Origin of the sequence: Primorskyibacter flagellatus, assembly GCF_014638275.1 — a bacterium.
GTDB classification, from domain to species: domain Bacteria; phylum Pseudomonadota; class Alphaproteobacteria; order Rhodobacterales; family Rhodobacteraceae; genus Pseudooceanicola; species Pseudooceanicola flagellatus_A.
In genome coordinates this window covers 616781-639568 of record NZ_BMFJ01000001.1, presented here as the reverse complement: position 1 = coordinate 639568, position 22788 = coordinate 616781, and the positions used below count along the sequence as shown (strand labels likewise).

23 protein-coding genes are annotated in these 22788 nt (G+C 64.6%); 12 read left to right on the top strand and 11 right to left on the bottom strand.

The genetic code is table 11. The features are described from left to right. Positions 1-45: 45 nt before the first annotated feature. From IEV87_RS03185 to IEV87_RS03170, 4 genes are all read right to left on the bottom strand, one after another. Positions 46-2724, bottom strand: a complete 2679-nt coding sequence (locus tag IEV87_RS03185) for an ATP-binding protein (protein ID WP_188476195.1) — start codon at positions 2722-2724, stop codon at positions 46-48. Next, complete coding sequence (locus IEV87_RS03180) at positions 2724-3008, bottom strand: hypothetical protein (protein ID WP_188476193.1); 285 nt, start codon at positions 3006-3008, stop codon at positions 2724-2726. Before IEV87_RS03180 ends, IEV87_RS03185 begins: the two co-directional genes overlap by 1 nt. After that, positions 3005-3373: a response regulator transcription factor gene (locus IEV87_RS03175; protein WP_188476192.1), complete on the bottom strand. Its 369-nt coding sequence runs from the start codon at positions 3371-3373 to the stop codon at positions 3005-3007. The genes IEV87_RS03180 and IEV87_RS03175 overlap by 4 nt, the downstream gene beginning before the upstream one ends. Positions 3374-3518: 145 nt before the next feature. Continuing rightward, the gene (locus IEV87_RS03170) at positions 3519-4832 is read right to left on the bottom strand and encodes a helix-turn-helix transcriptional regulator (RefSeq protein ID WP_188476190.1); all 1314 of its coding nucleotides are present in this window, start codon (positions 4830-4832) and stop codon (positions 3519-3521) included. A gap of 231 nt (positions 4833-5063) precedes the next feature. Here IEV87_RS03170 and IEV87_RS03165 point away from each other — a divergent pair, with 231 nt between their 5' ends. The 10 genes from IEV87_RS03165 to aat all read left to right on the top strand — a co-directional run bounded on the left by IEV87_RS03165 (position 5064) and on the right by aat (position 16017). Further along, on the top strand, positions 5064-6410 hold the full coding sequence (locus IEV87_RS03165; RefSeq protein ID WP_188476189.1) for a substrate-binding protein: 1347 nt from the start codon (positions 5064-5066) through the stop codon (positions 6408-6410). Between the two features lie 107 nt (positions 6411-6517). Next, the gene (locus tag IEV87_RS03160) at positions 6518-7549 is read left to right on the top strand and encodes a branched-chain amino acid ABC transporter permease (RefSeq protein WP_188476187.1); all 1032 of its coding nucleotides are present in this window, start codon (positions 6518-6520) and stop codon (positions 7547-7549) included. A gap of 3 nt (positions 7550-7552) precedes the next feature. After that, positions 7553-8737 carry a branched-chain amino acid ABC transporter permease gene (locus IEV87_RS03155; protein WP_188476185.1) on the top strand — a complete coding sequence of 395 codons (1185 nt, stop codon included), beginning with the start codon at positions 7553-7555 and terminating at the stop codon, positions 8735-8737. 12 nt (positions 8738-8749) lie between these two features. After that, complete coding sequence (locus tag IEV87_RS03150) at positions 8750-9514, top strand: ABC transporter ATP-binding protein (protein WP_188476183.1); 765 nt, start codon at positions 8750-8752, stop codon at positions 9512-9514. A gap of 89 nt (positions 9515-9603) precedes the next feature. Then, positions 9604-10359, top strand: a complete 756-nt coding sequence (locus IEV87_RS03145; RefSeq protein ID WP_188476181.1) for an ABC transporter ATP-binding protein — start codon at positions 9604-9606, stop codon at positions 10357-10359. A gap of 87 nt (positions 10360-10446) precedes the next feature. Then, the gene (acs, locus tag IEV87_RS03140; RefSeq protein ID WP_188476179.1) at positions 10447-12408 is read left to right on the top strand and encodes an acetate--CoA ligase; all 1962 of its coding nucleotides are present in this window, start codon (positions 10447-10449) and stop codon (positions 12406-12408) included. A gap of 186 nt (positions 12409-12594) precedes the next feature. Further along, positions 12595-13191, top strand: a complete 597-nt coding sequence (locus IEV87_RS03135) for a PRC-barrel domain-containing protein (RefSeq protein ID WP_188476178.1) — start codon at positions 12595-12597, stop codon at positions 13189-13191. A 167-nt stretch (positions 13192-13358) separates the two neighbouring features. Further along, positions 13359-13853: an acetyl-CoA carboxylase biotin carboxyl carrier protein gene (gene accB / locus IEV87_RS03130; protein ID WP_188476176.1), complete on the top strand. Its 495-nt coding sequence runs from the start codon at positions 13359-13361 to the stop codon at positions 13851-13853. A 10-nt stretch (positions 13854-13863) separates the two neighbouring features. After that, the gene (gene accC / locus IEV87_RS03125) at positions 13864-15213 is read left to right on the top strand and encodes an acetyl-CoA carboxylase biotin carboxylase subunit (protein ID WP_188476175.1); all 1350 of its coding nucleotides are present in this window, start codon (positions 13864-13866) and stop codon (positions 15211-15213) included. Positions 15214-15366: 153 nt separating this feature from the next. Further along, positions 15367-16017: a leucyl/phenylalanyl-tRNA--protein transferase gene (gene aat, locus IEV87_RS03120; protein ID WP_188476173.1), complete on the top strand. Its 651-nt coding sequence runs from the start codon at positions 15367-15369 to the stop codon at positions 16015-16017. Here the strand turns inward: aat and IEV87_RS03115 are convergent. The 7 genes from IEV87_RS03115 to IEV87_RS03085 form a co-directional block, all read right to left on the bottom strand. After that, the gene (locus IEV87_RS03115) at positions 15981-16349 is read right to left on the bottom strand and encodes a DUF2155 domain-containing protein (protein WP_188476171.1); all 369 of its coding nucleotides are present in this window, start codon (positions 16347-16349) and stop codon (positions 15981-15983) included. The genes aat and IEV87_RS03115 overlap by 37 nt on opposite strands. After that, complete coding sequence (gene mlaD, locus IEV87_RS03110; RefSeq protein ID WP_188476170.1) at positions 16349-16798, bottom strand: outer membrane lipid asymmetry maintenance protein MlaD; 450 nt, start codon at positions 16796-16798, stop codon at positions 16349-16351. Before mlaD ends, IEV87_RS03115 begins: the two co-directional genes overlap by 1 nt. A gap of 6 nt (positions 16799-16804) precedes the next feature. Next, the gene (locus IEV87_RS03105) at positions 16805-17188 is read right to left on the bottom strand and encodes an NADH:ubiquinone oxidoreductase subunit NDUFA12 (protein ID WP_188476168.1); all 384 of its coding nucleotides are present in this window, start codon (positions 17186-17188) and stop codon (positions 16805-16807) included. A gap of 157 nt (positions 17189-17345) precedes the next feature. Then, positions 17346-18368: a hypothetical protein gene (locus IEV87_RS03100; RefSeq protein WP_188476166.1), complete on the bottom strand. Its 1023-nt coding sequence runs from the start codon at positions 18366-18368 to the stop codon at positions 17346-17348. A 190-nt stretch (positions 18369-18558) separates the two neighbouring features. After that, positions 18559-18918, bottom strand: a complete 360-nt coding sequence (locus IEV87_RS03095) for a RidA family protein (protein ID WP_188476164.1) — start codon at positions 18916-18918, stop codon at positions 18559-18561. A gap of 65 nt (positions 18919-18983) precedes the next feature. Next, on the bottom strand, positions 18984-20249 hold the full coding sequence (clpX, locus tag IEV87_RS03090; protein WP_188476163.1) for an ATP-dependent Clp protease ATP-binding subunit ClpX: 1266 nt from the start codon (positions 20247-20249) through the stop codon (positions 18984-18986). A 153-nt stretch (positions 20250-20402) separates the two neighbouring features. After that, on the bottom strand, positions 20403-21038 hold the full coding sequence (locus tag IEV87_RS03085; protein WP_188476160.1) for an ATP-dependent Clp protease proteolytic subunit: 636 nt from the start codon (positions 21036-21038) through the stop codon (positions 20403-20405). Positions 21039-21372: 334 nt separating this feature from the next. Between IEV87_RS03085 and IEV87_RS03080 the strand changes: the two genes are divergently transcribed. Together IEV87_RS03080 and IEV87_RS03075 are read left to right on the top strand one after the other, a co-directional pair. Beyond that, entirely contained in the window at positions 21373-21987 is a 615-nt protein-coding gene (locus tag IEV87_RS03080) for a hypothetical protein (protein ID WP_188476158.1), read from the top strand. A 68-nt stretch (positions 21988-22055) separates the two neighbouring features. Continuing rightward, a complete protein-coding gene (locus IEV87_RS03075; protein ID WP_188476157.1) occupies positions 22056-22739 on the top strand; it encodes a DUF1045 domain-containing protein in 684 nt (227 codons plus the stop codon). Positions 22740-22788 lie beyond the last annotated feature (49 nt).

Sequence of the window (22788 nt, the reverse complement as noted above, 5' to 3'; positions counted from 1 at the left end):
CAAGCTTAGGCGGTTGATGGTTACGAAGCGGTTGAGACCGGAGCCTTATTGCGCCGCCATCGCGCCATGCATCGGCAGGGTGACGCGGAACCCCGCCCCCTGCTGGCCCGGCAGATAGGTGATCGACCCGCCAAGCCGCGCCATGATCTCGCGGCAGATCGCCAGCCCCAGCCCGGCGCCCCCGGCTTGCTGATGCCCGATGCGCGAGAACTTCTCGAAGATCAGCGCCTGTGAATCGGGCGCGATGCCGGTGCCGTTGTCGACGAAATCCACGATCAGCAGCCCGTCCATCTCGCGCGCGGAAATCGTCAGTTCGGGCGATTCAGCGTCGCAATATTTCTGCGCGTTGGAGATGAGATTGATGAAGACCTGCGACAACCGGTCCATGTCGGTGTTGAGCACCATTTCCTCCGCCCCGCGCCGCACCAGCCGCAGCCGTCCCGACGCCCCGGTCGCCGCCACCGCCCGGTCGAGGATCGCCCGCAGCCGCACCTCCGCAAGGGTCAGGCGGACCTGCGCATTCTCCAGCACCGAGAGGTCGAGCAGATCGTCAAGCAGCCGGGTCAGCCGCTCCGCCTCCTCATGGATGATGCCGGAGTATTTGGTGCGCGTCGTGACGTCGAGGTCGCCGCTTTCGCGGAGGATTTCCGAAAACGCCCGGATGGAGGTCATCGGCGTGCGCAACTCGTGGCTGATCTGGCTGAGGAAGGCGTCCTTCTGGACCGACAGCAGGGTCAGTTTCTCGTTGGCCGCGCGCAGCTGGCGGGCGGTGCGGGCCAGTTCGGCCGACTTCGCCTCAAGCTGGCTGGAGTGCTCCATGATCTGCGCGGTTTCGTCCGCCACCGCCATCAGGTCCTCGACCGAGATATTGGCGCCGCCGGTGATCTGCCCGATCATTGCATGCGCCGTTGCCGCGCCGACGGATCCGGCCAGGTCGCGTTCCAGCATCTGCAGGAAATCCGCTGTCGGTTCGGGGAGGTAGCCCTCAAGCCCCTGCGCCAGCGCCGCCCTTCGGAACATCTCCTGTGCCTCTGCCGCGCCAAGGATACGCTGCGCCATGATCATCAGGTCCTCGCTCTGCGCCATGCCGCCGGACCAGCCGCGCGCGCCTGCCGTGTGGTCGAAGACGTTGACGAATTGCGCGCCCTGCAACCGCTCCATCGGCGTCGGAAAGGTGAACAGCGACAGCCCGACCAGCGCCGTGGTGTTGAGCAGCAGCGACCAGAACACACCGTGCACCAGCGGGTCCAGCCCTGCGATCCCGAACAGCGCATAGGGACGCAGCCAGCCCACGCCGAACGGACCGTCCGCCATGGTCTCGGCCGACAGGATCACGCCGGGTCCGAAGCTGGGCAGGAACAGGCACCAGAGCCAGACCCCGCCGCCGATCAGCAGCCCCGCCAGCGCCCCGATCCGGTTCGCCCCGCGCCAGAAGATGCCGCCCAGAAGCGCCGGCAGGAACTGCGCGACGCCGGAGAAGGAGATCAGCCCGATGGCCGCCAGCGCCGTGCTGCCTCCCGACACCCGGTAGTAGAAATAGCCAAGCAGCAGCACCCCGACGATGGACAGCCGCCGCGACAGCAGGACCACGCTGCGCACGTCCCCCGACACCATCGCCCCGCCCGCCTGTCGCGACAGCCAGATCGGCATGACGATATGGTTCGACACCATGGTCGAAAGCGCGATGGAGGCCACGATCACCATCGACGTGGCGGAGGAGAACCCGCCGAGGAAAGACAGCAGCGCCAGCCCGCTCCGCCCCTCGGCCAGCGGTAGGGACAGCACGAAGAGGTCCGGATTTTCGCCCGCCGGCATCAGGTCCAGCCCGACCACCGCGATCGGCACGACAAACAGGCTCATCGCCATCAGGTACAGCGGGAAGGCCCAGGAGGCGGTGCGCAGGTGCCGCTCCTCCTCGTTCTCGACCACCATGACCTGAAACATGCGCGGCAGGCAGAGCAGCGCCGCCGCAGACAGCGCGGTCAGCGCCAGCCAGCGGTCCGGCGCGACCGACCAGGTGCCAAGAGGAGAGGCGTCGATCCGCTCCAGCGTCGCCCCGACGCCGCCACCGATGCCCCAGACCACGAAGACCCCGACCGCGACCAGCGCGAACAGCTTCACCACCGCCTCGACCGCAACCGCCATGACCACCCCGTGATGCCGTTCGTTGGCGTCGAGGTTGCGTGTACCGAACAGCACGGTGAAAAACGCCAGCCCCGCCGCCACCCAGAGCGCGGTGGAGTTCTGGTCGCCGAGCGGACGCATCGTCACGTCGGCCTGGGAAAACGCGGCCACGGCAAGGGTTACGGACTGAAGCTGAAGCGCGATATAGGGGGTCGTCCCGACCACGGCGAGCACCGTCACCAGCACACCAAGCAGCGTCGACTTGCCATAGCGTGACGAAATCAGGTCGGCGATGGAGGTGATGTTCTGGCTGCGCCCGATCCGGACCATCTTCCGGACAGCCCAGAACCAGCCGATCATCACCAGAGAGGGGCCGAGGTAGATCGTCAGGTACTCCATTCCCGACCGCGCCGCGTAGCCGACCGCGCCGTAAAAGGTCCAGGCGGTGCAGTAAATCGACAGCGACAGCGTGTAGACCAGCGGAGACCGCAGCCAGCTGCCCTGCCCCCTGAGCGCCGCCCGTTCGGCCCCGAAGGCGACGGCGAACAGGAACGCCACGTAGATCAGGGAGACGAAGATCAGCAGGTTGAGAGAGGCCATCAGCGCCCCCGCGTGGACCCGGCCGCATCGCCAGAGGGCTCTGTCACCGAAGGATCAAGCCAGCGCGCCAGAACGAAGGCCGCGACCGACAGAGCCACCCAGCCCCCGAAGACATAGATCATGGCCGAAGAGGTCGCCGGCGCGCCCTCTGCCTCGCCCCTCTGCCAGATCGCGGGCAGCATCATCAGCACCCCGCCGAAGACCGGCAACATCCGCGCCGCGTCGCCCAGGCGGCGCTGGCGATAGCTGCTGCGCTCCAGGAACAGGGGCCGCCGGTCAGTCATGACCGCACCAGGTCGTTGACCGCCTCCAGCATCTCCGCGTTTGAAAAAGGCTTGGCCATGAAACGGCTTGCGCCAAGCTGTTCGGCCATTTCGCGGTCCCGCGTCTGCCCCCGCGCCGTCAGCATGAGAACCGGCAGCTCCGCCGTTTCCTCCGCCGCGCGCAGGTCGCGCAGAATGTCGTATCCCGACCGTCCGGGAAGCATGACATCCAGGATCACCAGATCCGGCCGCCGGGTCGCGACCGCGCCGACGGCATCCACGCCGTTGGAATGCGTCGCCACCCGCCAGCCGTCGCGCATCAGGATGAAGCTGATCGCCTCGATGATGTTCGGTTCGTCCTCGATGAGGAGCACCGTCTTGTCCATCCCGTCTCCCCCTACGGCATAGATGACCGGTTTCCCGTGGAGCGCAAATCTGCCCCATTGCCGGTTTCAAGTCAAAGATATCCGCAATGCGGAATAAGTTCTTTCGCCTGCCGCCCTTCCCGCCCCCCCCGGTCCGGCCCCCGGTTCAAGCCCCTCGTGCCATGATCGAAGGCTCCCGTCGCGACCTGCAGAACTCGCGCGGGCAGATCCGGCAGGACACGCCGACACGCGGGGCTGTATCCGCCACCTCGGCATCGGGCCAGATCAGCATGTGCGACCGCCAGACCGGCTCTTCCCCCGCGCGCAGGGGCTGATCGGCTTCGGCGATGGCGAAGGCGGTGAAGCGCCCCTCCCCCCGGCCCGCCATGCGCAGGCCCTGCCGGATGGGAACGCCGGGGCGCGAGAACGCGGAAAAGAGCGGCCACAGCGGACAGGCCGCCCCGTAGCGCGGCACCGGAAAACCCGTGACCTCGCGCCGGAACAGCAGCGTTCCGGAGGCATCTGCGATCACCAGCCCCGGCGGCGCGGGCAGCAGCGTCTCTCTCAGGTCGGGCGGGAGCGATACGAGACGCCGCATCACCAGCCCGGTCGGCACCCCGAAGCCCGCCGCCAGCGCCGAAGGGTCAGGCACCGGCCCCGCCTGATCGCGCAGGGCCGCCGCAAGCCGGTCCATCGGCAGGGCCGCGACATCCTGCGCCATCCGGGTCAGCATCCGCCGCGCCATGTCCCGCGCCGCGGAGGAGCCGAAGCTGGCCCCCTCCAGCGCCGTCTCCGGGTCCCGGCCCGCCTCGATCGCCGCGACATGGCCATCGCTCAGCGCAAGGAAGGCGTCGACCTCGTCCTGTGGGGCCACCGGGGCGGCGGACTGCGCCTGCCCCGCGTCCAGTTCGTCGACCAGCCGTTGCGCGCCATCGGCCAGCCGCGCGCTGTCCTCGTGGATGTTACGATGGAACCTTGCGCGCCATTCCGGTTCGAGCTCCCGCGTTTCGACGAGGATCGTCGCGGCAGAGCGGATCGCGGTCACTGTCGACAGAACCTCGTGCAGCGATGCGGCGAGATGCGGGTCATGGGCCAGCCGGTCGGTCAGGGCCTCCACCGACTGCTCCAGCCGGCCGATCTGGCCGTGCTGTTCCGCCAGAAGCCGCGCCCAGCCCGGAAAGCGCCCGGCGAATTCCTCTGCCGCCTCGGCCTCCGCCCCCGCATCGGGACGGTCCGCGGCGGCCTCGCGCAGGGTCGCGGTCAGCGCCACGCCTGCCCCCTCGCTCAGCTGCGCCGGATCGACTCCGAGCACCCCGGCGATGTCGCGCAGAATTTTGCCTCCGATCCGGCGGCGGTTGTGTTCGATCAGGTTGAGGTAGGAGGCCGAGATGCCCGCCTGCCGCGCCAGCTCTGCCTGCCGCAGGCCCAGCACCGACCGCCTTTCCCGGATCCGGCTTCCCGTGAGACCGGCGCGCGCCATGGCATTTTCCCCCGCCGTTTCAACGGCTTTCTGCAGTGCGAAATAATTTGTTTACAATTATTACCGCGCCCTTGTGCATTTGTTTACAAAAAAGTTTAACGTTTCAAGATGCTTGTTGATTTGTTTTCGGTTCATCTGGAATAAAGAATTTGCACATATGTGCCGTCGGTGTCCGCTAGAGGAGGCGCACCGCCCCAGGCACATAGGTCCGCACATATAGGGAGGAAACTCATGACAAAGACGACTCTGTCGCGCCGTGGCGTGCTGAAGTCCGGGGCCGTTGCCGGCGCCGGCCTGGCGCTGCCGACCATCTTCACCGCCTCGTCCGCGGCTGCATTTACCAACGAACCGACCGGCGGCACCGTGACGCTCGGCTTCAACGTGCCCCAGTCCGGCCCCTACGCCGACGAGGGTGCCGACGAACTGCGTGCCTTCGAACTCGCTGTCGAACACCTGAACGGTGAAGGCGGCGGCGGCATGATGAACACCTTCAGCTCCAAGGCTCTGAAGGGGAACGGCATCATGGGCAAGAAGGTCCAGTACGTGACCGGCGACACCCAGACGAAATCCGACGCCGCCCGCGCATCCGCCAAGTCGATGATCGAAAAAGACGGCGCCATCATGATCTCCGGCGGCTCTTCCTCGGGCGTGGCCGTGGCCGTCCAGGGGCTCTGCCAGGAAGCCGGCGTGATCTTCATGGCGGGCCTGACCCACTCCAACGACACCACCGGCAAGGACAAGAAGGCGAACGGCTTCCGCCACTTCTTCAACGCCTACATGTCCGCCGCCGCGCTCGCCCCAGTGCTGGAAAAGCTCTACGGCACCGACCGTCAGGCCTATCACCTGACCGCCGACTACACCTGGGGCTGGACGCAGCAGGAATCCATCCAGGCCGCGACCGAGGCCATGGGCTGGAAGACCGTCAACAACGTGCTGACGCCACTGGCGCAGACCGACTTCTCCTCCTACATCGCGCCGGTCATCAACTCCGGTGCCGACGTGCTGGTCCTGAACCACTACGGCGGAAACATGGTCAACTCCCTGACCAACGCCGTGCAGTTCGGCCTGCGTGAAAAGCAGGTGAACGGCAAGAACTTCGAAATCGTCGTCCCGCTGTATTCGGAGCTGATGGCGAAGGGGGCCGGTCAGAACATCAAGGGCATCGTCGGCTCCCAGAACTGGGACTGGAAACTGGAGGACGACGGCACCAAGGCGTTCGTCAAGGCCTTCGGCGAAAAGTACGGCTTCCCGCCGTCCCAGGCCGCCCAGACCTGCTACGCGCAGACCCTGCTCTACGCGGATGCGGTGGAACGTGCCGGTTCGTTCAACCCCTGCGCTGTCGGCGAAGCCCTGGCCGGCTACGAATTCGACGGCCTTGGCAACGGTCCGACGCTCTACCGGGCTGACGACCACCAGTGCTTCAAGGACGTGCTGGTCGTGCGCGGCGCCGAAAACCCGCAGGACGAATTCCACCTCGTGGAAATCGTCGAGGTCACGCCGGTCGAACAGGTCACCTACGATCCGGAGCACCCGATGTTCGCGGGTGGCAACCTGGGCGAATGCAACCCGGGCGCATGATCCGGAGGTAGGGTGGGGACCTTCCCCGCCCTGCCCCTTCCCCAACCAACGGTCAGGGGGCGTGCCAGTCGCGCGCCCTGGCTCTCTGCATCCTATGGAACGGGACAATGGACGCAATCATCCTTCAGATTCTGAACGGCCTCGACAAGGGTTCGGCCTATGCGCTGATCGCCCTTGGCCTGACGCTGATCTTCGGCACGCTCGGCGTGGTCAACTTCGCCCATGGCGCGCTTTTCATGATCGGCGCCTTCTGCGCGGTCACCCTGTCGAAACTGTTCAACCTCAGCTTCGAGACGCTGGACCCGACGAAGAAGGACTTCCTCGGCAACCCGCTGAAGGTGAAGACCCCCTACGTCCAGGAATGGTTCGGCCCCGATGTCGGCGCCTGGCTGATCGACTGGTCCGTCCCGCTGGCCATCCTCTTCTCCATCCCGATCATGGTCGCCATCGGCTTCGTTATGGAGCGCGGACTGATCAAGCATTTCTACAAGCGCCCGCATGCCGACCAGATCCTCGTGACCTTCGGCCTCGCCATCGTGCTGCAGGAAATCATCAAGTCGAACTTCGGCGCCAACCCCGTCCCGACCCCGGCGCCCGAGGTCTTCCGCGGTTCCTTCGACTTCGGCGTGCTGCTTGGCTTCGACCCCAACGTCATCATCTATCCGTACTGGCGCATGGTCTACTTCGCCTTCGCGGCGGTGATCATCGGCGGCGTCTTCGCCTTCCTCCAGTTCACCACCTTCGGCATGGTGGTCCGCGCCGGCATGGCCGACCGCGCCACCGTCGGGCTGCTTGGCATCAACATCGACAAGCGGTTCACCATCATGTTCGGCCTCGCCGCCGCCGTGGCGGGCCTGGCAGGGGTGATGTACGCGCCGATCAACTCGCCCAACTACCACATGGGCATGGACTTCCTTGTGCTGAGCTTCGTGGTGGTCGTCGTCGGCGGCATGGGCTCCCTTCCCGGGGCGGTCGCGGCGGGCTTCCTGCTCGGCATTCTCGAAAGCTTCGCCTCGATGAACGAGGTCAAGTCGGTCATCCCCGGCATCGACCAGATCATCATCTACCTTGTTGCCATCGTCATCCTGCTCGCCCGCCCGCGCGGTCTGATGGGCCGGAAAGGCGTGATGGAGGACTGACCCATGCTTGGACTGAACAGAAAAGACACCGCCATCCTGCTGGTCGTCGCGGCCCTTGCCATCTTCGCGCCGATCATCCTGAACCTCTTCCCGGCACGCTCGGAACTCGCCTTCTTCAACGCGGGCTATCCGGACCTGATGCAGCGTTTCGTGATCTTCGGGATCTTCGCCATCGGCTTCAACATCCTCTTCGGCCTGACCGGCTATCTCTCCTTCGGTCACGCCGCCTTCCTCGGGGTCGGATCCTACGCCGCCGTCTGGATGTTCAAGCTGCTGAATTACAACGTGGTTCCGGCAATCCTGCTATCCATCGTCGTGGCCGGGCTGTTTTCGGTCGTAATCGGCTGGATCTCTCTCCGCCGCTCCGGGATCTACTTTTCCATTCTGACGCTGGCCTTTGCCGAGATGTCCTACCGCCTCGCCTATTCCGTCCTCACCCCGCTGACCAACGGCGAGACCGGTCTTCAGGTCTACACCGACGATCCGCAGGTGCTGATGCAGGCGGGCGGACACATCGTTCCGCACCTCTTCGGGCTGGAGATGCGCGCGCGTGAGGTCATCGACGTCGGCCCCTGGCAGTTCGTCTTCCCGGTCGGCTACTACCTCTGCGCCATCCTGATGCTGGTGTCCTTCTATATCTCCATCCGCATCTTCCGTTCGCCTTTCGGGCTGATGCTGCGGGCGATCAAGTCGAACCAGACCCGGATGACCTACACCGGCCTGAACCCCAAGCCCTACACGCTGGCGGCCTTCGTGATTTCCGGCATGTATGCCGGTCTGGCCGGCGGCCTGCTCGCCTCCATGGACCCGCTGGCCGGGGCCGAACGGATGCAGTGGACCGCATCAGGCGAGGTCGTCATCATGACCATCCTCGGCGGCGCGGGCACGCTGATCGGGCCGATCCTTGGCGCGGGCACGATCAAGTACCTCGAAAACGTCTTCTCCAAGATGAACGAGGGGCTGCTTCACAAGTGGTTCGCCTTCCTACCCGACTGGGTCGAAAGCCCGGTCATCTGGGTCGTGTCGAAGTTCACCGGTGAAGGCTGGCACCTGATGCTCGGCGGCCTGTTCATGCTGGTCATCATCGCCCTGCCCGGCGGTCTGGTCGAAGGCGGTCAGCGGATCATGCGGCTCTTCGGCCGCAAGCCGAAGGCCGAGACCCGCACCTCCACCGAACCCGCGGAATAAGGAGACCCGATCATGGGCATTCTCGAAGTCAAGAACGTGAACAAGCGGTTCGGAGGGCTCAAGGCCCTGTCCGAGGTCAACCTCTCCATCGCGGAAAACTCCGTGCACGCGATCATCGGGCCGAACGGCGCGGGCAAGTCGACCCTGCTGAACGTACTGGTCGGCAAGCTTATCCCCGACACCGGATCCGTGCTGTTCGACGGCCAGTCCGTCCTGGGCCGCACGCCGTACGAGATCAACCAGATGGGGATCTCCCGCGTGTTCCAGACGCCCGAGATCTTCGGTGATCTGTCGGTGATGGAAAACATGATGATCGCCTGCTTCGCCAAGCGCGACGGCGCCTTCACCATGCAGGCCATCGGGTCGATGATGAAAGAGCGCGACATCGTCGAAAAGGCCGAGCAGATGCTGGACAGCATGAACCTAGCCGACAAGCGGGGCATGCATTCCGCGTCCATGTCGCGCGGCGACAAGCGGCGGCTGGAAATCGCGATGTGCCTGGCGCAGGAGCCGCGGCTTCTGCTGCTTGACGAACCGACGGCCGGCATGGCGCGGGCGGATACCAACAACACGATAGACCTGCTCAAGAAGATCAAGCAGGACCGCGACATCACCATCGCCATCATCGAACACGACATGCACGTGGTGTTTTCCTTGGCCGAACGGATCACCGTTCTCGCCCAGGGCACCCCGCTGGTCGAGGACACGCCCGAAAACATCAAGGGCCACCCGAAAGTGCGCGAAGCCTATCTCGGCGAAACACAGGTGGCGGCATGAGGCGACGGATGCCGGGCTGAAGCCCGGCCTACCCGACGCGCCCCGTAGGCCGAGCTTCAGCCCGGCTGCCCCCGAACCGGAGACAAGAAATGAACGTCAAACCCGATTTCTCCAAGGGCCACAACCTGGCCGAAACCGCCCCCGCCTTCCTCTCCGTCTGGAACATGGAGGCCTATTACGGCGAAAGCTACATCGTCCAGAACATCTCCTTCAACGTGCATGAAGGCGAGATCCTCGCCCTTCTGGGTCGCAACGGCGCCGGCAAGACCTCAACCCTGCGCTCCATCGCGCGCATGGACAATCCGCAGGTGACGAAGGGCGAGATCTGGCTCGACCACCAGCCGCTGCACAAGATGAAAAGCTACGAGGCCGCGCAGGCCGGGATCGGCCTCGTCCCCGAGGACCGCTCGATCATCCCCGGCCTCACGGTCGAGGAGAACTTGCAACTGGCCCAGATCGCCCCGCCGGTCGGCTGGTCTCTGGACCGGCTCTACGATCTCTTCCCGCGCCTCGGCGAACGCCGCAAGCAGGAAGGCGTGACCCTCTCCGGCGGGGAACAGCAGATGCTGGCCATCGCCCGCGCGCTCGCCCGCGACATCAAGGTGCTGCTGCTTGACGAACCCTACGAAGGCCTCGCCCCGGTCATCGTGGACGAGATCGAGAAGACCCTGCGCATCATCAAGGAACAGGGCATCACCACGATCCTCGTCGAACAGAACGCGGTGCGGGCCTTGGAACTCGCCGACCGCAGCGTTATCCTCGACACCGGATCCGTGGTGTTCGACGGCAGCGCGAAGGAGGTCCTCTCCAACGCCGAACTGCGCGCCGAATACCTCGCCATCTGACCCAGAGCGACGCGCCCGGAGGAGGGCGCGCCGCCACATCGTACCAAGGACCACAGTGACGTCAGTCACGCGAAAGGGAGGCGCGTCATGAACGAAGCCACGAACCCCAGGCTATATCCCCCGTCGAACGACTTCGTGAAATCGGCCCATGTCGATGCCGCGGCTTACGAGACGACCTACAAGGCCTCTGTCACGGACCCCGATACCTTCTGGGGCGATGAGGCGCGCAAGCGGCTGGACTGGATCGAACCCTTCACCAAGGTCAAGAACACGGACTTCACCCTCGGCCAGGTGTCGATCAAGTGGTTCGAGGACGGCACCCTGAACGTCGCCGCGAACTGCATCGACCGCCACCTATCCACCCGTGCAGAACAGACCGCGATCATCTTCGAACCCGACGATCCCGAGACCCCGGCGCAGCACATCACCTATGCCGCGCTGCACGAAAACGTCTGCCGTATGGCGAACGTCCTGCTGGCGCAGGGCGTGATGCGGGGCGACCGGGTGGTGATCTACCTGCCGATGATCCCCGAGGCCGCCTATGCCATGCTGGCCTGCGCCCGCATCGGCGCGATCCACTCGGTTGTCTTCGCGGGTTTCAGCCCCGACGCGCTGGCCAATCGCGTCAACGACTGCCAGGCCAAGGTGGTCATCACGGCCGACACCGCCCCCCGCGGCGGCAAGCGCACGGCGCTCAAGTCCAACGCAGACGCCGCCCTGTTGCATTGTTCGGACAAGGTGCGCTGCCTCGTCGTCAAGCATACCGGCGATCAGACCACCTGGGTCGAGGGGCGCGATGTCGACGTCAAGGCGATGATGGCCGAGGTGGCGCCGGACTGCCCGCCCCGGCCCATGAACGCGGAGGATCCGCTGTTCATCCTCTACACCTCCGGCTCCACCGGGAAACCCAAGGGCGTGGTGCATTCCTCCGGCGGCTATCTGCTTTACGCCGCGATGACGCAGCAGATCACCTTCGACTACCACGACGGCGATGTCTTCTGGTGCGGTGCGGATGTGGGCTGGGTCACCGGGCACACCTATATCCTCTACGGTCCGCTCGCGAACGGTGCCACCACCCTGATGTTCGAGGGCGTGCCGACCTGGCCCGATGCCTCACGTTTCTGGCAGGTGATCGAAAAGCACAAGGTCAACCAGTTCTACACCGCCCCGACTGCCATCCGCGCGCTCATGGGTCAGGGCACCAAGTTCGTCGAGGGGCATGACCTCTCCTCGCTCAAGGTGCTCGGCACGGTTGGTGAGCCGATCAACCCCGAGGCATGGAACTGGTACAACGACAACATCGGCAAGGGCAAACTGCCGATCGTCGATACCTGGTGGCAGACCGAAACCGGCGGCCACATGATCACCCCCCTGCCCGGCGCGACCCCGACCAAGCCGGGTTCAGCGACCAAACCCTTCTTCGGCGTGCAGCCGGTGGTGCTGGAACCGACCAGCGGAGAGGAGATCGCGGAAACCAAGACCGAAGGCGTGTTGGCCATCAAGGACAGCTGGCCCGGCCAGATGCGCACGGTCTGGGGCGATCACGAGCGGTTCGAGAAGACCTATTTCGCCGACTACAAGGGCTACTACTTTGCCGGCGATGGCTGCCGCAGGGACGAGGACGGCTATTACTGGATCACCGGCCGGGTGGACGATGTCATCAACGTCTCCGGGCACCGCATGGGCACGGCAGAGGTCGAATCCGCCCTTGTCGCGCACGCCAAGGTGGCTGAGGCCGCGGTCGTGGGCTACCCGCACGAGGTCAAGGGACAGGGCATCTACTGCTATGTCACGCTGATGAACGGGGAAGAGCCCTCGGATGAGCTCAAGAAGGAACTGCGCACCTGGGTTCGGAACGAGATTGGGCCGATCGCCTCTCCGGACCTGATCCAGTGGGCACCCGGACTGCCAAAAACACGGTCCGGCAAGATCATGCGCCGCATCCTGCGCAAGATCGCGGAGAACGACTACGGCGCGCTCGGCGACACCTCGACCCTCGCTGATCCCTCCGTGGTCGACGACCTGATCGAGAACCGCATGAACCGCTGACGCCGCGACGCAGCGTCAGCGCTACAGGGGCCGGGGATCATCCCGGCCCCTTTTCCTTTGCGCCATCAGCCGGATCATGAGCAGGAATCGGCCCAGCCCCCGCAACAGTCTGGGAAAGGCCCGATATTCCCCGGAACGATGCCCGGACTTCGCCGTTGTCCCTGCAACAATGAAAGGAGTTCCATCATGACGACCCTCAAGACGTTCATGCTGTCCACCGTGGCCATCATCGGCCTGACCGCTCCCCTCGCCGCGCAGTCCGTAGGCGGTGATGTCGCCGGCAGTGCAGATGCCGGGGTTTCCGCCGGCACCGATGGCGTTTCCGCAGGTGCGGACATCTCTGCCGATGCGGGCGCAAACGCTTCCACCGGCACTGCGGCCACCGGAGCGGACAGCGACAACTCTGCCGCCCCGACGCTCGACACCGACGTGGCCAGCACGGCCGACGCCACCGCCGAGGGCAACACCCTCCTGACCGGCAACGAAGCTCAGGCCGGCGCGCTGATCGGGCTTGATGTCGCCAGCTCTGCCGGTGAGACCATCGGTGAAATCGACGACGTCGTCTCCATCAACGGCGAGACGATGGCCGTGATCGGCGTCGGCGGCTTCCTCGGGATCGGCGAACACGATGTCGCCCTGCCGGTGACCGAGCTGATGGTCGAAGGCAACACCATCCTCGCCATGGGCTATACTCGCGAACAGCTCAAGAGCATGGCAGAGTACAATGCCGAAGTGGCCACCAAGCTGGACAGCGAACAGATGGTGTCTCTCGGCAAGTCCTGAGCCCATTGACCAACCCTTCAGGGCCGCCCCGTCCGGGCGGCCCTTTCCGCGTCCGGATCCGTGCCGTACCGTCTGCGCTTTTCACCTCTCCGAACATGCCCTATAAGCGGGCCAGTTTCGTAACGAGAAGCCGCATGAGACGGCCCGAACCTCTGGCGAGGACCCATATGACCAACAAGACGACCGAAGCCGACGTGGCCTTCATCAAGGCGCTTGCCGAACTGCTGCGCGAAAACGATCTGACCGAAATCGAGGTCAAGCGCGACTACGGCGAAGATGACAGCCTCAACGTGCGCGTGTCGAAAAAGGTCGAATACGCCGCCCCCGTCGCCGCACCGGCCGCGCCCGCCCCCGTGGCCGCCGCGCCTGCCGCGCCCGTGGCCGCTGCGCCCGCCGCCCCTGCGGGGGACGAGGATCCGGCCCAGCACCCCGGCGCCGTGACCTCTCCCATGGTGGGCACCGTCTACCTGCAGCCCGAACCGACCGCCCCCGCCTTCGTCAAGGTCGGCGACACGGTGAAGGAGGGCGACACCCTTCTCATCGTCGAGGCGATGAAGACCATGAACCAGATCCCCGCGCCCCGCTCCGGCACGGTCAAGCGGATCCTGGTCGAAGACAAGGCCGCCGTGGAATATGGCGCGCCGCTGATGATCATCGAATAAGGCCAGCCCGATGTTCGACAAGATCCTGATTGCCAACCGGGGCGAGATCGCCCTGCGCGTCATCCGCGCCGCCCGCGAGATGGGGATCCGGTCCGTGGCCGTGCATTCCACCGCCGACGCCGACGCGATGCATGTCCGCATGGCCGACGAATCCGTCTGCATTGGCCCGCCGCCGGGGTCCGAAAGCTACCTGCACATCCCCTCGATCATCGCGGCTTGCGAGGTCACGGGCGCGCAGGCGATCCACCCCGGCTACGGCTTCCTGTCGGAAAACGCCGCCTTCGTGCAGATCGTGGAAGACCATGGCCTGACCTTCATCGGTCCCACGGCCGAACATATTCGCATCATGGGCGACAAGATCACCGCCAAGGACACGATGAAGGCGCTTGGCGTGCCCTGCGTGCCCGGATCGGACGGCGGCGTGCCCGACATCGCGGCCGCACGCGAAATCTGCGCCGACATGGGTTACCCGGTCATCATCAAGGCCACCGCCGGTGGCGGGGGGCGCGGCATGAAGGTCGCCAAGTCCGAGGCCGAACTGGAACGCGCGTTCCAGACCGCCCGCTCCGAAGCCAAGGCCGCCTTCGGAAACGACGAAGTCTATATTGAGAAATACCTGACCACCCCGCGCCACATCGAAATCCAGGTCTTTGGTGACGGCAAGGGCAAGGCCGTGCATCTGGGCGAACGCGACTGTTCCCTCCAGCGCCGCCACCAGAAGGTCTTCGAAGAAGCTCCCGGCCCCTGCATCACGCCCGAGGAGCGTGCGCGCATCGGCCAGACCTGCGCCGAGGCCGTGGCCAAGATCAACTACGCCGGCGCCGGCACGATCGAATTCCTCTATGAAAAGGGCGAGTTCTATTTCATCGAGATGAACACCCGCCTTCAGGTCGAACACCCGGTGACCGAGGCGATCTTTGGCGTCGATCTCGTCCGCGAACAGATCCGCGTGGCCGAGGGGCTGCCCATGTCCTTCACCCAGGACGATCTGACCATCAACGGCCACGCGATCGAAGTCCGGCTGAACGCAGAAAAGCTTCCCGATTTCGCACCGCGACCCGGCCGCATCACCGCCTTCCACGCCCCCGGCGGGCTTGGCGTGCGGATGGATTCCGCCCTTTACGACGGCTATTCGATCCCGCCGCATTACGACAGCCTGATCGGCAAGCTGATCGTGCACGGCCGCGACCGCCCCGAGGCGCTTGCCCGGCTGCACCGCGCGCTTGGCGAACTGATCATCGATGGCGTGGAAAACACCGTCCCCCTGTTCGACGCGCTGCTGCAGGAACCCGATATTCAGTCCGGTAACTACAACATCCACTGGCTCGAACACTGGCTGGCGCAGGGCAAGCTGGGCTGACGCTTTCCGCACGACGCAATCCCCTCTCCCGCACGGGGGAGGCCAGGGAGCGGGTCGCAGGCGGAGAGGTAACCGGCGGTGCCACCAGCCACTCGCCTTTCGCCCGCCATCGTGGCACAATACCCCAAGGGACCGGGACGCGACGGGCAGAGCATGAAAGACACCGATCCGGATCTGACCGCAGATCTGCTGTTACACGCCTATACCACCGGCATCTTTCCGATGTCCGAACACCGCAACGATCCGGAAGTCTTCTGGGTTGAACCGCGCCGCCGGGGCATCATCCCGCTGGACGGCTTCCGCATCTCCCGCTCCCTCGCCCGCGCGCTCAGACGCGATGACTACACCGTCACGCTGAACCGCGACTTCATGGGAGTGATAGAGGGCTGCGCCGACCGTACCGAGACCTGGATCAGCGACAAGATCGCCGGGCTCTACGAGGAACTGCACGACGCGGGCTTTGCCCATTCCGTGGAAGTGCGCGACGAAACCGGGCTGATCGGCGGTGTCTACGGCGTGGCGCTTGGCGGCGCGTTCTTTGGCGAGAGCATGTTTTCGCGCCGCACGAACGCGTCCAAGATCGCGCTGGCGTGGCTGGTCGCGCACCTCAGAAACGGCGGCTTCCGGCTGTTCGACACGCAGTTCCTGACCAGCCACCTCGCCTCGCTTGGCGGGATCGAGGTGTCGCGCGCCGAATACCGCTCCCTATTGGCCGAGGCGCTGGCCTACCCCGCCGACTTCACCACCCCCGCCCTGCCCCGCAGCGGTCACGAGGTGGTGCAGTTCAACACCCAGATGTCATAACGAAAATTGTCCAGCGCGTTCAGCGCCGGGCTCGACGCGATCATCCAGCCGGAAAAAATCGGATCGGGCGATTTGGACGGTTCGGTGATCGTCATGAAGGCATAGGCGTCGCCCGCCGGGTTGCCCTCGGGATAGCGGCATTCCCACATGGTCACCGACAGCTTGCCGATCATCGCGGCGGACCCTGCGGGGATTGTCGCGTCGATGGTCTGACCGTTCATCTTGTCCAGCCCGCGCAGCTTTGCGCCGGTGCCGACCGACACATCCTCCTGTGCGACGGAGGGCGCGGCGCCGGGCAGTGCCAGCATGAGGGCAATCGCCAGCCAGCGCATCACTTGTCCCCGCCGCCCGAAACAAATTTCATCAGCAGCGAAACCAGACTGACAGAGCCCTGCGTGTCCAGCACCTCGTCCCCCGCCTCGAAGTTGAAGGCCGATCCGCCGGGCAGAATTTCCACGTAATTCCCGCCAAGCAGCCCCTCGGAGGAGATCACCACCGAACTGTCGTCCGGGATCAGCACGTCGTCGCGCACCGAAAAGGTGGTCTTCGCGCGATAGGTCGCCGGGTCAAGGTCGATGCCGGTTACCGCGCCCACCTTGACCCCCGCGAGCCGCACGTCGGTTCCAAGGGATACTCCGTCCGCCGACCGGAACGAGGCCGTCAGCGGATAGCCTGCGCCGGTCCCGCCGACGCCCGCGATCTGCCCGGCATAGACGGCGAATCCGACGGCAAGGGCCAGCACGGCCCCGCCGACGATGACTTCGGTAGTATTCTGGGACATGGGGCCTTACTCCGGGCTCCAGGCCTCGTAATCCTGGCGGTTGGCCGGATCGACCCGGCGCAGCGATCCGGCGGGCGCATAGGCCTCCGGCGTGCCGGTCAGGTTCGGCAGATGCGGCTTTTCCCAGGCCTTGCGCGGCAGCGGCCGGTCGCTCGGCAGCTCGTCGAAAGTGTGATGCAGCCAGCCGTGCCAGTCCGGCCCGATGCGGCTCGCCTCGACTTCACCGTTGTAGATGACCCATCTCTTCTTGCCGTCCTGTGCGGAATAGAAGGTATTGCCATACTCATCCTCGCCGACCTTCGTGCCACGCCGCCGGGTATAGAGCCGCGTGTTCAGCGTCGCGCCGTTCCACCAGGTCACGGCGCTGAGGAAGGTCTTGAGAATGCCCATGGGGAGGTCTCCTGTGAACTCGTCCGAGATATGGCCCATTCCGGCGCCGAGGTCCAGCGCAAGGGTGTCGCGGGCAACAGGCCGACCGCGCCAACGGCAACGGACAACGCCGGCCCCTTGCGGGACCGGCGTCATCAAATTGGCGTAACCCTCCGTGTCAGGCGGCCGCGCGGCGTTTCCGGCCGGCAGCGCCGATCCCGAAGACTCCGGCAAGCAGCAGCACCCCGGTTGCCGGCAGGGGAACAGCGCCAATATCGGTCGGCTGGTAGGTCTGGTACTCCGACTCCGCGAGGAAGCCCGAGGAATTGGATACCACGTTCAGGCCGGGGGACCCGCTGAAGAAGATGTTCGCCGTATGCGCCGCGTCAAACGTCGATGACTGCACCGAACTGCCGTCACCGCAGATGTCACCGATCGAACAATAGTCCGACGCGTAGCTGAATCCGCCCAGATTCCAGGTGATCTCGTATTGATCCCCCAGGGCGCCGTCCACATCGAAAGACAGGCTTATGAGGCGATCGACGACGCTGCCGGAATGGATGCCGCTGAAGATCGGTTCGCTGAAGAAGTTGATCGACTGATCCGCCTCGGGCGACAGGAAGGCGCCGGTGCTCAGGTTCCTTCCGGTGATGTAGGCGTTGAAATAGATGTCTCCCTCCCAGTCGAAATCGACCAGTGCGCTGAAGGTCGCCGTACCGGAGCCGGTAAGGGTGAAGACCTCTCTCAGTTTGGCGCTTGCTCCGTTGCCGATGGCGCCTTCGTCTCCGTTGTTCACGCTCAGCGAGTCATAGCCGCCGGCGACGTCCACCGCCTTGCCGTCGACCGTGGAACTTACCCCGGCCTTCAGCTCGCCCTTGGCCGTATCGGCCGAGGCGTAGGCCGCGCCGTTCGTAAAATAGAGATCGTTGTTTTCGATGAAACTGCCGCGGACCTCGCCATTGACGGGTTCACTTTCCGAGGCGCCATTGTAGAAATCGTCGATGACGGCAGACCCGATCAGATCCGCCTCAAAGGCATCCGGGTTCTCTTCGGTCCCGACGTATTTCTCGGAAAAGGCTGCATATCCGCCGCTGATACCCAGGCTGATAGATGTCGCCTCGGCCGTTGTGGGAACAAGGGCGACCGCGGGCATCGCGCTCGCGGACAGAACCAGAAAACGAACATTCATGTTCAAAAACATCGCATTTATCTCCCCCTAAAATAGAGATCAAGGTGCTACGATTCGATTGAACTGAAAAGCATTTCTTTACGGGCAATCCGGAATTGCCCGTAAGGAATCAGGTTGAAGGGTGTTTGCACGAAACCGATCTAGCAGGGACAATCGCACGATTGGCTCTGCCGTACAGCCACAGCCCTTGCAGGAGATGGCGTTATCCGGCCAATGCGGTGACTTCGATCTCGATCTTGAAACGGTCGTCGATCAGACGGCATTCCACCATGGTCGCAGCCGGAGGATGGTCCCCGAAGGCGTCCGACAGGATTGGCCAGCAGGGTTCGAAATCCGCGCGATCCGGCAGATAATAAGTCACCCGCACCGTCTTCTCCAGTGAAGACCCGGCTTTTTCCAGCGCGTCCGAGATGGTGCCGAGCGCGGTGCGACACTGCTCCGCCACCGTGTCGCCCTGCCCGACCGTGCCCGCGACATGCACGAAGCCGCCGGCCACCACGGCCCGACAATAGCCGATCTTTTTCTCGAATTCCCCGCCCGAGGAAATGCGCTGGATGGTCATTTGGTCTGTCCCCATGAAAATGGGCGGGTTCGACCCGCCCATGTTGAACCAGAATAATCAGAGAGTTACCCCGCCGAGGCCGGTTCCTTCTTCTGATCCGCATAGATCATCAGCGGCTTGGCGTCCGAGGTCACAGCCTCTTCGTTCACCACCACTTCGGTCACGTTTTCCATACCCGGCAGTTCGAACATCGTATCCAGCAGGATGTCCTCCAGGATCGACCGAAGGCCGCGCGCGCCGGTCTTGCGTTCGATGGCCCGCTTTGCGATCGCCGTCAGCGCGTCGTCGGTGAAGGACAGTTCCGCATCCTCGATCTCGAAAAGGCGCTGGTATTGCTTGACCAGGGCGTTCTTGGGTTCGGTGAGGATAGTGACAAGCGCTTCCTCGTCCAGATCCTCTAGCGTCGCCAGAACCGGCAGACGGCCGACGAACTCCGGGATCAGGCCGAATTTCAGCAGATCCTCGGGTTCGAGGTCCTTGAAGATTTCGCCCACGCCGCGGTTGTCGTTGTCACGCACCTCGGCCCCGAAGCCCATGGCAGAGCCCTTGCCGCGCTGCGCGATGATCCGGTCGAGCCCGGCAAACGCGCCGCCGCAGATGAACAGGATGTTCGTCGTGTCGACCTGCAGGAATTCCTGCTGCGGATGCTTCCGCCCGCCCTGCGGCGGGACCGAGGCGACGGTGCCTTCCATCAGCTTCAGCAGCGCCTGCTGCACGCCCTCGCCCGACACGTCGCGGGTGATCGACGGGTTTTCCGACTTGCGGGTGATCTTGTCGACCTCGTCGATGTAGACGATGCCGCGCTGCGCCTTCTCCACGTTGTATTCCGAGGCCTGGAGCAGCTTGAGAATGATGTTTTCCACATCCTCGCCCACGTAACCCGCTTCGGTCAGCGTGGTCGCGTCAGCCATGGTGAACGGCACGTCGAGGATCCGCGCCAGCGTCTGCGCCAGCAGGGTCTTCCCGCAGCCGGTCGGGCCGATCAGCAGGATGTTGGACTTCGCGAGTTCGATATCCCCGCCCTTGGCGGAGTGATTGAGCCGCTTGTAGTGGTTGTGCACCGCCACCGACAGCACGCGCTTGGCCTTCATCTGGCCGATGACATAGTCGTCCAGCACATCGCAGATCTCCTGCGGGGTCGGCACGCCTTCGGAGGACTTGAGCCCGGTGGCCTTCGTTTCCTCCCGGATGATGTCCATGCAGAGTTCGACGCACTCGTCGCAGATGAACACGGTCGGCCCCGCGATCAGCTTGCGCACCTCGTGCTGGCTCTTGCCGCAGAAGCTGCAATAGAGGGTGTTCTTGCTGTCACCGCCGGAATTGTTTGCCATGTCACACCTTTCGCCCCCGGATGGGGCTGTCGCGGCCAACCCGGCCGGCCGTCTGGGCGACCGTCCGGGCAGCACCGTTGTGGGTCAGCCTAGGACAGGCCCCGGCTCTCCACAATGTCAAAAATTCGTCACGCTCCGTTCGTGACGGAAGCGTTACTTCTTGTCGTCTTCGTCTGCCTTGGGACGGTTTTCGAAGATCTCGTCGATCAGGCCCCAGTCCTTCGCCTCTTCCGCGGTCATGAAGTTATCCCGCTCGAGCGCCTCGACAACCGCTTCGAACGACTGCCCGGTATGCTTCACGTAGATATTGTTCAGCCGCTCCTTCAGCCGTTCGGTGTGGCGCGCATGGATCATGATGTCCGTCGCCTGCCCGCGGTACCCGCCGGAGGGCTGGTGCACCATGACCTCCGCATTGGGCAGCGCGTAGCGCATCCCCGCGGCACCGCCCGCCAGCAGCAGCGATCCCATGGAGGCCGCCTGCCCGATGACCAGCGTGCCGACCTTTGGCTTGATGTACTGCATCGTGTCGTAGATCGACAGGCCGGAGGTCACCACGCCGCCGGGGCTGTTGATGTACATGGAGATGTCCTTGGACGGGTTTTCCGCCTCGAGGTGCAGCAGCTGCGCGACGATAAGCGACGACATGCCGTCATGGACCGGGCCGGAGACGAAGATGATCCGTTCCTTCAGCAGGCGCGAAAAGATGTCGTAGGCGCGTTCGCCCCGGCTCGTCTGCTCGACCACCATCGGGACCAGCGTGTTCATGTAGGTATCGTGTAGGTCGTTCATGTCAGTCCCTGCCTCTGCAACGCAACCGATCCCTGCCGGAAGGATCTGACAGAGTCTTAGTTACGCGCCGGGACGGCTGCAAGGGCACGGGGGTTAATCCGTAACTTCGCGGTAAACGGGGGGCCGGCGCACTCACCTGACCGCCATCCTGGCGCGGAGGGGTAAACATCCGGTTACAGCCGGTCGCGCGGTGCCTTCCGGTTGCTGCACGAGAACGCATCGAAACCCCGGCAGTACCGCAATTGACGCACATCAGCGTCGAAATGCTTGCGAATCGAAAGCCGGTTGCACAAGACTTTCCCGGATTTTGAACAATCCCATTGGAGATCGCCGAATGTTTTCTCTCCGCCGTATGGCAATGCTTGCTGTCGCCGTCCTCGCCCTGTCGCCCGCGCCGACGCTCGCAACCACCTACCATGACGTCACCGAAGGTCAGCAGATCACGCTCGATGTGGGGGAGACCACGGTCTCCGGCACCCTCTCGCTGTCCTGCCCGACCGGCCAGCTCTATCCGAGCGGAAATTTCCTTTACCACTGCTCCGCCGGGAGCAGCGGGCCCAAGAGCATGTCGGTCGGCTTCGTGAACCCCACGGGGCTCGAAGTCACTGCCATCTCTGTCACGATCACCAACGTGGCCAACACCAGCACCTTCACGCCGCTGCTGAATTTCATGCTCAGCCAGGATGGTCTATCCCCGCTGCAGATGGCGCCGACCCTGCCGCAGCCTCCGCTGCCCTATCCCACGCTGCCGATCCGGACGGAGTTCCGCCTCTACGCCGCGATCGCTTCGCAGTACGCGGGCCGTCAGGTCGACGAACTGTCCTTCGATTTCGTCTACACCCTGCAGGTCGGTCCGGTTGGTACGGTTCCCCTTCCCGCGGGCGCGCTTTTGCTCGGCTCCGTCCTGCCGCTGCTTGGCTGGATGCGGTCACGCCGGCTGCACGGCTGACCGCGCCACCTTTCCGTCGGGGACATCAGGGCTTATCTGGGCAGGGACACCCCCTGGCCGGAGCCCGCATGACCTACACCCGCTACGCCATCTACTACGCGCCGGACCCCGGCCCCCTGGCAGATTTCGGTGCAGCCTGGCTGGGCTGGAACATCGCGACAGGCCGCGCCGTTGCACATCCCGATATCGGCCCCCTGCCCCGCCCGGTCGAGGAGATCACCCGCACACCGCGCAAATACGGGCTGCACGCCACCATAAAGCCGCCCTTTCGCCTGGCTGACGGCACGAGCCCCGAAGAGCTGGAGGCGGAAACGCGACGGCTCTGCGGCTGCCTGCGTCCGGCGGACCTGCCAGGGCTGCACCTGGCGCGCATCAAGCAGTTTCTGGCGCTGGTGCCGCAGGGCGACACCGGTCCGCTCTCGGAGCTTGCCGCCGCCGTGGTGCGCGGGCTGGACAGGTTCCGCGCCCCGGCCGGAGAGGCAGAGCTGTCCCGCCGCCGCGCCGCCGGTCTGTCCCCCGCCCAGGAGACGCTGCTGACGACCTGGGGCTATCCCTACGTCATGGAGGAGTTCCGCTTCCACATCACCCTGTCCGGTCGCCTTCCTCCGGAGGAGCTCGTGCAGGTCGAATCGCGACTCACCCCAGTGGTCACACCCATGCTGAAACAACCGATGCGTGTATCATCGCTTTGCATTGCAGGCGAAAGGACTGATGGGCGGTTCGAGATCCTGACGCGGCTGCCCGTTACGTAAACGGAAAACATTGACGGATTAGCGCTAACACCAAATTTTCGACCAAAAA